This is a genomic window from Roseomonas sp. TAS13, from assembly GCF_001950415.1.
GTDB classification, from domain to species: domain Bacteria; phylum Pseudomonadota; class Alphaproteobacteria; order Acetobacterales; family Acetobacteraceae; genus Roseomonas; species Roseomonas mucosa.
The window spans coordinates 1-8,801 of the sequence record NZ_BDLP01000181.1 but is presented as its reverse complement, the minus strand read 5'-3'; the positions used below and the strand labels follow the sequence as shown (position 1 = coordinate 8,801).

Genomic DNA, 8,801 nt, shown 5'->3' with positions numbered 1-8,801 from the left:
AGCGCTCGGAGATCACGGTCGAGGCCTTCGGCGAGAGCCGTCCGCTGGTGCCGACCGCCGACGGCGTGCGCGAGCCGCAGAACCGCCGCGTGGAGATCGTCCTGCGCTGATCGCGCAGACGCTCCAGACGTCGCTTCGGGAAGGGGGCTGGTCCGCAAGGACCGGCCCTTTTTCTTTGCGCGCCGTACGCCTGCCCCGAGCCACGTTACGCAACGGCACAAGCCTGCCCGCTGTGCCGGCCGGGGGAAGCTGCTAGTCTCGCTCCCACGAACCCCGCCGCACCGGATGCGTGGGCGGTGGATCGTTGGAAACACCGAGGCATCATCGCCACGACGCCAGGCGAGGCCTGCCTCCTTGCCGACGCAGGATCGAAACCCTGAGGACCAAGGCGTGACCACCGGTGCGGCTGAGCCGGAAGCGGACCGGATCCTGTTGGAGATCCTCGACCTCCTGCATGTGGCGCCCGGCGACCGGGAAAACGCATGGCGGCTGCTTGCCCTGGGCAGCCAGGGCGCGGATGGCGCGCCACGCCAGCGCATGGTGGTGCTGCGCGGCTTCGAGCCCGGGAGCCTCACTCTCTGGCTGCACAGCGATGCCCGTGCGGGCAAGGTGGGTGAGATCGCGGCCGATCCGCGCGTCTCCCTGCTGGGCTGGGATGCCGCGCGGCAGTGGCAGCTGCGGCTGGAGGGCGAGGCGCGGCTGCATCGCGGCGACGCCCTGGCCGACCGCGCCTGGGCCGCCATGCCGGAAGGCGAGCGCCGCAGCTACGCGGCCTCCGCCCCGCCTGGAAGCGCCGTGCCCGCCCCTCCCCCGCCGCCCGTCGTCACACCGCAGGCCCGCGCGAATTTCTGTGTCATCACGGTCCGGTTGCGGCAGATGGAGTGGCTTCACCTCGACCCCGAACGACACCGCCGGGCCCGCTTCCGCTTCCTGGGCCAGGGCGTGGAGGCAAGATGGCTGATCCCCTGACCTCTGACCCACAGGCCTCAGAGCCTCCGGCCAGTGCCGCGCCGCCCGGCCGGGAGCGGATCGCCGAAAGCATCCGGCGCCTTGCCATGCAGCGTGGCGCGGAGAAGTCCATCTGTCCCAGCGAGGTCGCCCGCGAGCTGGGTGGCGAATCCTGGCGCGGCCTGATGCGGCCGGTGCGCGACACGGCGATGGAACTGGCTCGCCAGGGCGAGATCGAGGTGCTGCGCAAGGGCAAGCCGGTGGAGCCTGGCGAAGTGCGCGGGGTTATCCGCCTGCGGATCGCCGCGCGCTGACGCCGCCGTTTCCGGCTTTCTTCTCTTTGACATGTTGGAGATCCCGCGATGCGTGACACGCGCGGTGCCCTCAGGGACGCCTGGGCCCTCGCCCGCCCCTTCTGGTTCAGCGAGGAACGCTGGTCCGCCCGGGGCCTCTTGGCGGTGGTGGTCCTGCTGAACCTCGCCCTTGTGGGGATGAACGTGATCCTCACCTTCTGGAACCGCGCCTTCTACAACTCCCTCCAGGACAAGAACTGGGAGGCCTTCTCCCAGCTTCTCTTCCTGGGCCGGCATGATCCGGACGAAGGCTACCTGCCCGGCTTCTGCGTGGTGGCGGCGCTGTTCATCCTGGTGGCAGTGTTCCAGCTCTACCTGCGCCAGCTGCTGCAGATCCGCTGGCGGCGCTGGATGACCGGGCGCATCACCGGGGACTGGCTGCGGGACCGCGCCTATTACCGGATCGCGCTTTCCGACACGGGCACGGACAACCCGGACCAGCGCATTTCCGAGGACGTCAACAGCTTCGTCAGCCAGAACCTGTCGCTGGGCCTGGGGCTGATGAACTCGGTGGTGACGCTGGTCTCCTTCATCGCCGTGCTCTGGAACCTGTCCGATCCGGTGAACGTGCTGGAACTGCCGATCCCCGGCTACCTCGTCTGGGTGGCGCTTCTCTACTCGGCGCTCGGCACCTGGCTGACGCATCTGGTCGGTCGCAGGCTGATCCCCGTGAACTTCCAGCAGCAGAGGCTGGAGGCGGATTTCCGCTATTCGCTGATCCGCGTGCGGGAGAATGCCGAGGGCATCGCCCTGCATCGCGGCGAGGCGGGCGAGGAGCGCAGCCTGGCCGGGCGCTTCGCCGCGGTGGTGGCGAACTGGCGCATGCTGATGACGGTGACGAAGCGGCTGACCTTCTTCACCTCCGCCTTCGGGCAGCTCGCGGTGATCTTCCCCTTCATCGTCGCCGCCCCCGCCTTCTTCGCAGGCCGCATCCCGCTCGGCGCGCTGACCCAGACCTCCTCCGTCTTCGGCCAGGTGCAGGGCGCGATGTCCTGGTTCGTGGACAGCTACGGCCTGCTCGCCGACTGGCGCGCGACGGTGCAGCGTCTCGCCGGCTTCCGGCAGGCCATCGCGATGTCGGAGGCGCGCGCCGACGAGGGGCCGAAGCTCGTCACCGCCACCGGCTCGCATCTCGTGGCGCATGATATCGAGCTGAAGCTGCCCGATGGCCGCGTGCTGGTGGGCGATGCCGACCTGTCCCTGGCGCCGGGCGAGGCGGTGGTGGTCACCGGCGCCTCGGGCAGCGGCAAGTCCACGCTGTTCCGGGCACTGTCGGGCATCTGGCCCTTCGGGCGGGGCCGGGTGGAGGTCCCGGCCGACGCACGCGTGCTCTTCCTGCCGCAGCGGCCCTATATCCCGCTCGGCACGCTGCGCCATGCGGTCTGCTATCCCATGGCGGAAGGCGAGTTCAGCAAGGAGCAGGTGCTGGACGCGCTGAACAGCGCCGGGCTGGACGGATTCATCCCGCAGATGGACGAGAGCGATGCCTGGGAGCGGCGCCTTTCGGGTGGCGAGCAGCAGCGCCTGGCTTTGGCCCGTGCCTTTCTGCAGAAGCCCGACTGGCTCTTCCTCGATGAGGCGACCGCCAATCTCGATCCGGAATCGGAGGAGGTGCTCTATGCCCGGCTGCGGGAGAAGCTGCCGGGGACCGGCATCGTCTCCATCGCCCATCGCCCGGCGGTGGCGCGCTTCCATGACCGGGGGCTGCGCCTGGGCGGCGGCCAGCTTGCCCCGGTCGCGTCCGCCGGGGCCTGAACATGCGAAGGGCCGGAGGAACGTCCTCCGGCCCTTCGGCGGCTTCCGCCACGCGGGGTGGCGCAGGCCACCCCCGGCGCCGGCGGGATCGCCCCGCCGGCAAGGGGCCTCAGTGATCGCCGTCCTGGTTCTGGTCCGGCGCCGCGTCGCTGTTGAGCATCGTGTAGCGGTCCTCGCCGATCTTCCCCATCAGCGTGAACTGGGCGTGCAGGAAGTCCGCATGGTGTTCCTCGTCGGCGAGGATCTTCACCAGCAGGTCACGCGAGATGAAGTCGCGCACGCTCTCGCAATAGGCGATGCCCTCGCGGAGATCGTTGATCGCCTTCTCCTCGAGCTTCGCATCGCATTCCAGGATTTCCTTCACGGACTGACCGATCAGGACCTGGTTCAGCCGCTGCACGTTCGGCAACCCGTCGAGGAACAGGATGCGGTGGATGAGGTCATCCGCGTGTCGCATCTCCTCGATGGATTCCTTGTACTCGTGCCGGCCGAGCTTGGTGACACCCCAATGGTTCAGCATGCGGGCGTGCAGGAAGTACTGGTTGATCGCCGTCAGCTCGTTGGTGAGCTGCGTGTTCAGGTGCTCGATGACCTTGGGGTCGCCGTAAGCGGACATGGTCTGTCTCCCGTCTCGTCTGAGGCGACGAGAAGACAGAAAGCCCACTAAGCGTCAAGTCATTGATTTTCAACGACTCTGAGAGTGAGAAACAGTTTCAGCGAGTGGCGCGCGCCTGAACCTGTCCCGGCTGTTCCCGCATCATGGCCAGAATCATGCGCGTACAGGTGCCACACTGCGCTTTGCAGCCGCACTTTGAATAGATCTCGCAACAGCGGCTGGCGCCGGATGCGATGGCATCCCTGACCTGCGTGTCGGTGATTCCGTTGCAGAGGCAAACATACATGCGGATGTCGCGTCCGTGCGATGACGCGGCCGCTATCGCATCCCCACCGATTCGATGCAAGTCATTATTAGTTTCTTTCGCAACCTATTCCTCCTCCGCCCCGCCACCGGTCATGCGGGTGCGTGGCCGAGGCGCCTGCCATGGGTATTCCGGCGTGGGTGCAGGCGCAGTCGTCCTCTTAGTCCTGCCTTTCGGGGCTTTGGGCGGGTCGCCGTAGCAGAGCACGCGGACCACGGAGCGAGCGGTTTCTTCCATAAGGTCGGCGAGATTGCGTGGCTGGCTGGCCGCATCGGCGAAACCGGATGCCTCGGTCAGTGGCAGATCGTAATCGCGCAAGAAGCGCCGCAGAAGCCGTGGCGCGATGGCCAGGTTGACGTTCTGCGGCATGGTCCCGTTCCGCAGCAGTGATAGAACGGCATCGACCTGCCCCACGGGCATGCCAACGACCCTGCCCGACATATCCAGCAGGGCCCCACCACTGTTACCCGGTTGGGTCGGCGAGGTGTACTGGATCCAGCCATCATTCTCGCCCACGCCAATGGCGCTGACATTGCCGCCGGTCACCGTGGGCTCCCGTGTCTTCACGTTCATGCCCGGGAAGCCCATGGCCGCCACCGGGGTGCCTGGGCGAACATCCGTGGCGATCGCCAGCGATGGCCGGTTCAGCCCTGGCACATCGACCAGGGCGAGGTCGAGTTCCTCGTTGCGTCCGCGCAGCTTGGCACCAGCCAGTTCCGCCAACCCGGCCTGGACCGAAACCTGTCGGCAGCCATTCACCACATGCCAGTTGGTGACGATGAGATGCGACGCCACGGCGAAGCCACTTCCGGATTTCCGGAGCGTGCTTCCGCCTGCCGTCCCGGCGACGGCATAGCGATAGGCGGGCCGCGACGGCAGCGGGCTCTCGTCCCGCCCGACGTCAGACATGAATTCCTCCCCCGACGCCTCCTTCGACGGCCGGGGACGTGCCGGTTTCGGCACCAGCGGCGGCACGGGCGCCGCCTCGACAGGGCGGGCCGCCCATTGCCGGGCTCGCGTGAAGCTCTCGGACGAGAGTTGGCGTTCGAAACCCGCTAGGCTGGGCTGAATGGTGAAGGGCCCGCGATGCTGGCTCTCGCGCAGGATCGCCCAACGCGCCGCTTCGATGGGATCGGCCTCCATGCCGCGCCCCAGCAGCGCCGCGACCATCAGGCAACCCTGTGCGCGAAGCTGGCCACGGCTCGCACCATAGCGCCACCACGCCACAGCACGGGCCTCGTCGCGTTCCGTGCCGTAGCCACTGGCATGGGCGCTGCCGGCTTCCCCGGCGGCATGCGGATGGCCGGCCAGGGCGGCTTGCTCCAGGTAGTAAAGCGCCTCCGCCGCCGTTTCGTCCTCGTCCCGGCTTTCCAGCAGGATCTGGGCAAGGCCGTACATGGCTTCCGGGTCGCGATCGCGTGCCCGCTGCCGCAACGTGGCCTCCGCCACGCGGGGACGCGCCACAAGGCGGGATGGCGGGCGATGGCAGCCGGAAGCCAGCGCATCCGCCGTCAGGCTGCCCAGCCGATCCGGCGCCGCTGCCTCCAGGGGACCAGCCAAGCCCAGAAGCGCGGCGCCGGAGAGCAGAAGGAGACAGCGCAGCATGTCGATTCCTCAACCAAAGGTTGAGCAAATGTAGCGACACGGAAATGTTACGAGAAGTAATCCGGCACCAGAAGGACGGGCGAGTTTATTTTGTCCAGGCGGGGGACAGCCTCACCCCCGGCCGCAGGTCGCCAGCACGTCCAGCACGTCCTCGCCGTAACGCTCCAGCTTGCTGGCCCCGACGCCGGGAACGGTGGCCAGTTCGTCCAGGTCCGTGGGCTTCTGCGCCGCGATCTCGCTCAGCGTGCGGTCGCTGAAGATCATGTAGGCGGGCAGCGCCTGGCGCTGGGCCTCGTCCCGCCGCCAGGAGCGCAGCGCCTCGAAGACCGGATCGCCGGAGGCGGCGGGTGCTTCGCGCCGGCGCGGGCCGCCACGGGCGGAGACGCGCGGCAGGGCGGCGTCCTCCCGCAGCATGACCTTCTCCTGCCCCTTCAGGATGGGGCGGGCCGCCTCGGTCGGGCGGTACTCGCCGTGGTTCTCCACCGCCACGTCCAGCGCGCCGCGCGCCACGAGCTGGCGGGCGATGCTGCGCCAATGCTGCGGCGAGACGTCGCGGCCCACCCCGAAGGTGGGGAGCTGGTCGTGTCCGAACTGGAGGACCTTCTCCGTCTTTTCGCCACGCAGCACGTCCACCAGATGGCCCAGGCCGAAGCGGCTGCCGGTGCGGACCACGGCGGAAAGCAGCTTCTGCGCCGCCACGGTCCCGTCGCGCAGGCTGGGCGGACGCAGGCAGGCGTCGCAATTGCCGCAGTCCTGCTCCAGGTCCTCGCCGAAGCAGCGCAGCAGGATGCGGCGGCGGCAGGTCGGGCTCTCGGCGATGGCGACCATGCGGTTCAGCCGCTCGCGCTCGATGCGCTTCTGCTCGTCCGAGGCCGGGCTGTCCTCCAGCCGGTGCCGCGCCCAGACGATGTCCTCCGCCCCGTGCAGCAGCAGGGCGCGGGCCGGCAGCCCGTCGCGCCCGGCGCGGCCGATCTCCTGGTACCAGCTCTCCGGGCTGGCCGGCAGCGCGGCATGGGCGACCCAGCGCACATCGGGCCGGTCGATGCCCATGCCGAAGGCGACGGTCGCCGCCATCACCACCGCGTCGCCGCTGGCGAAGCGCTTGTGCGCGGCGCGCTTGTCGGCGGCCTCCATCCCCGCATGGAAGGAGATGGCGTCGTGCCCGTTCTCGCGCAGCCAGCCGGCGGTCTGCTCGGCGCCCTTGCGGGTGGCGCAATAGACGATGCCGGCGCCCCGCCCGTCCGAGGCCTCCCGCGCGAAGGCCAGGATCTGCCGCCGGGCGCTTTCGCGCGGCGCGGCCTCGATGCGGATGTTGGGGCGGTCGAAGCCGCCGCGGAAGACCGGATCCTCCGTCAGGCTCAGGCGCTCGCGGATATCCTCCACCGTCCGCGCATCGGCGGTGGCGGTGAGCGCGATGCGCGGCACCTCGGGAAAAAGGCGCGCCAGCACGTCGAGGCCGCGGTAGTCGGGACGGAAGTGATGCCCCCACTGGCTAACGCAATGCGCCTCGTCGATGGCGAAGAGGGCGAGCTCGGTGCGGCCCAGCCGCTCCAGCGTCGATTCGAGGTTCAGCCGCTCGGGCGAGACGTAGAGCAGCTTGAGCGCGCCGCGCGACAGGTCGCGGAACAGGTTGCCGCGCTCGCCCTCCTCCATCTCGGAATGCAGCGCGGCGGCCGCCACGCCCGCCTGGCGGAGGGCCGAGACCTGGTCCTCCATCAGCGCGATCAGCGGCGAGACCACCACGCCCAGGCCGGGGCGGCAGAGGGCGGGGACCTGGTAGCACAGGCTCTTGCCGCCACCCGTCGGCATCAGCACCAGGCCGGAGCCGCCCGCCACGATGTGGTGGACGATCTCCTCCTGGCGCCCACGGAATTCCTTGTGGCCGAAGACGTCGTTCAGGACCTTGCGGGGGCCGTCGGCCTCCTGCCCGGTCCCTCGGTCGGTCAGGCGGTCACGCAGAAATCCAAGCATCAGTTTCCGATCTTGATCTCCACCCGCCGGCTCTCGACGGGGGCACGCTCGTAGGGGACCGCGCCGAGTGGCAGGACGGTAATGCGCGACGCATCCACCTTGTTCGCACGCAGTTGCGCCGCCACGGCCTCGGCCCGGCGCTGGCTCAGCTCCCGGTTGCCGCCCGGCACGGGGGTCGGCTCGGGATTGGCGAAGCCCAGGACGCTGACCTTGGTTTCAGGATAGCGGTTGGCGATGTCGGCCGCCTCGGCGATCAGGCCCTTGGCCGCATCGTCGAGCGTCGCGTCGTCACGCTCGAAGAAGACGACGCGGGCCTGGGGCGTGCCCATCCTCGGGCTGGCGCAGGCCGCCAGCAGGGGCAGGGCCGCAAGGGAGGCAAGCAGGAAAAACCGGCGCATCGGCGCGCGTCTCCGGGACAATGTGACAGCGCGTGCCATGCGATGCCCCTTCCGCCCCGTCAACGGGCCAGGGCGGCTTCGCGGCCACCGCGCGCACCCGCCTGATTCATTGTGATCAGCCAGCCGCATGGAAGGCCCGCCCGCCGGCCAGGCGCAGCACCCGCGTCGGGCGCTCCACCCCGGTCAGGCGATGCGCGATCAGCAGCACCGTGCGCCCGGCGGCGGCCTCGTCCAGGGTTTCCAGGAAGGCGCGCTCGGCGGTGACGTCGAGGCCGGCGGCGGGCTCGTCCAGGATCAGCACCGGCGCCGGGGAGAGCAGCGCCCGGGCCAGGGCCAGCCGCCGCGCCTGCCCGCCCGAGAAGCGCGCTCCCGCCTCCCCGCAGCGCGTCTCCAGCCCGTCCGGCAAGGCGCGGACCAGATCACCGATCCGGGCGCGGTCGAGCGCCTGCCAGAGCGCGGCCTCCTCCGCTTCCGGCAGGGCGAGGCGGAGATTGGCGGCGATCGTGTCGTCGAAGAGCCGGGCATCCTGGGTCAGGCAGGTGACGCGGCGGCGCAGGTCGTGGGCGGCGAGGCTGGCGATCTCCACACCCCCCAGGGTGATGCTGCCGGATTGCGGCCGGGCGAGGCCCAGCAGCAGCGCCGCCACGGTGGACTTGCCGGCGCCGGAGGGGCCGAGCAGCACCACCCGCGCCCCTTCCGGGATCTCCAGCGAGAAGCCGTCCAGCACCGGTTCCCGCCCCGCCTCCCAGCCGAAACGGATGTCGCGCATGCGGATGGCATGGCCCGGCGGCAGCGGCGCCGGCACGGCCGGGTCGGGCGCCGGGACCGGGGCATCGGCGGCCTCCAGCAGG

9 protein-coding genes are annotated in these 8,801 nt (G+C 69.9%); 3 read left to right on the top strand and 6 right to left on the bottom strand.

Annotated elements, in window-relative coordinates:
• Positions 1-390 precede the first annotated feature (390 nt).
• From ROTAS13_RS14380 to ROTAS13_RS14370, 3 genes are read left to right on the top strand one after another with little or no spacing between them, the layout of a single operon-like run.
• Positions 391-969 (top strand): pyridoxamine 5'-phosphate oxidase family protein, encoded by a 579-nt coding sequence (locus tag ROTAS13_RS14380; RefSeq protein WP_075822673.1) that lies wholly within the window; start codon positions 391-393, stop codon positions 967-969.
• Entirely contained in the window at positions 954-1,262 is a 309-nt protein-coding gene (locus tag ROTAS13_RS14375; RefSeq protein ID WP_083755540.1) for a DUF3253 domain-containing protein, read from the top strand. Before ROTAS13_RS14380 ends, ROTAS13_RS14375 begins: the two co-directional genes overlap by 16 nt.
• 48 nt (positions 1,263-1,310) lie before the next feature.
• Complete coding sequence (locus tag ROTAS13_RS14370; RefSeq protein ID WP_075822672.1) at positions 1,311-3,056, top strand: ABC transporter ATP-binding protein/permease; 1,746 nt, start codon at positions 1,311-1,313, stop codon at positions 3,054-3,056.
• A gap of 109 nt (positions 3,057-3,165) precedes the next feature.
• On the opposite strand, the gene bfr is transcribed toward ROTAS13_RS14370, so the two are convergent.
• The 6 genes from bfr to ROTAS13_RS14340 all read right to left on the bottom strand — a co-directional run.
• A complete protein-coding gene (gene bfr / locus ROTAS13_RS14365) occupies positions 3,166-3,672 on the bottom strand; it encodes a bacterioferritin (RefSeq protein WP_019459957.1) in 507 nt (168 codons plus the stop codon).
• 97 nt (positions 3,673-3,769) lie between these two features.
• Positions 3,770-3,958 carry a bacterioferritin-associated ferredoxin gene (locus ROTAS13_RS14360; protein ID WP_075822671.1) on the bottom strand — a complete coding sequence of 63 codons (189 nt, stop codon included), beginning with the start codon at positions 3,956-3,958 and terminating at the stop codon, positions 3,770-3,772.
• An 84-nt stretch (positions 3,959-4,042) separates the two neighbouring features.
• Positions 4,043-5,581 carry a tetratricopeptide repeat-containing serine protease family protein gene (locus ROTAS13_RS14355; RefSeq protein WP_075822670.1) on the bottom strand — a complete coding sequence of 513 codons (1,539 nt, stop codon included), beginning with the start codon at positions 5,579-5,581 and terminating at the stop codon, positions 4,043-4,045.
• 111 nt (positions 5,582-5,692) lie between these two features.
• Entirely contained in the window at positions 5,693-7,552 is a 1,860-nt protein-coding gene (gene recQ / locus ROTAS13_RS14350; RefSeq protein WP_083755539.1) for a DNA helicase RecQ, read from the bottom strand.
• The gene (locus ROTAS13_RS14345; RefSeq protein WP_019459959.1) at positions 7,552-7,950 is read right to left on the bottom strand and encodes an OmpA family protein; all 399 of its coding nucleotides are present in this window, start codon (positions 7,948-7,950) and stop codon (positions 7,552-7,554) included. The genes recQ and ROTAS13_RS14345 overlap by 1 nt, the downstream gene beginning before the upstream one ends.
• A gap of 115 nt (positions 7,951-8,065) precedes the next feature.
• On the bottom strand, positions 8,066-8,801 hold a 736-nt coding region (locus ROTAS13_RS14340), incomplete at its 5' end, for an ATP-binding cassette domain-containing protein (RefSeq protein ID WP_139323366.1).